Below are 559 nucleotides of genomic sequence, written 5' to 3' on the forward strand. Positions count from 1 at the left end.
AGGCTCAGCTCCAGATCGAACTTGACCTGATCATACCCCTCCCCGGCAGCTTCCACACTCAGCCCCGGCAGGTCCAATGACCCGACGGCGTTGTTCTGCCAGGCCAACATCACCTGGAACAGCGGCGTGTGATCAAGATGCCGTGGCGGCTGCACGATCTCGACGACCTGCTCGAACGGCAGGTCCTGATGCTCCTGGGCAGCCAAGGCCGTGCGCCGCGTCCGTTCCAGAAGCTCCGACACGCTCGGCTCGCCCGACAGGTCCAGCCGAAGCGCCAGGGTGTTGACGAAGAAGCCGATCAACTCTTCGATCTCGCCCCGGCCTCGATTGGCGCTCGGCACGCCGATCACAAGGTCGTCCTGCCCCGACAGACGCGACAGCACCGCCGCCCAGGCCGCCAGCACCGTCATGAACAACGTCGTGCCATGCTGCCGGCTCAGCCGCTTCAGACCCCGCGTCAGATCCGCATCGATGACGATCGGCACAGCGGCCCCGGCATACGACTGCTGGGCCGGCCGCGGCCGGTCCGTCGGCAGCGCAAGACGGGCCGGAGCGTCAG

The 559-nt window shown here is 67.1% G+C and carries 1 protein-coding gene; it reads right to left on the bottom strand.

Annotation, left to right across the window (positions count from 1 at the left end; genetic code table 11):
* Positions 1-485: condensation domain-containing protein (locus tag NKJ12_RS32225; protein WP_352707759.1), on the bottom strand; the 485-nt coding region annotated here is incomplete at its 3' end.
* Positions 486-559: the final 74 nt, after the last annotated feature.

The organism is Mesorhizobium sp. M0195, from assembly GCF_040322115.1.
Taxonomy (GTDB): Bacteria; Pseudomonadota; Alphaproteobacteria; order Rhizobiales; family Rhizobiaceae; genus Mesorhizobium.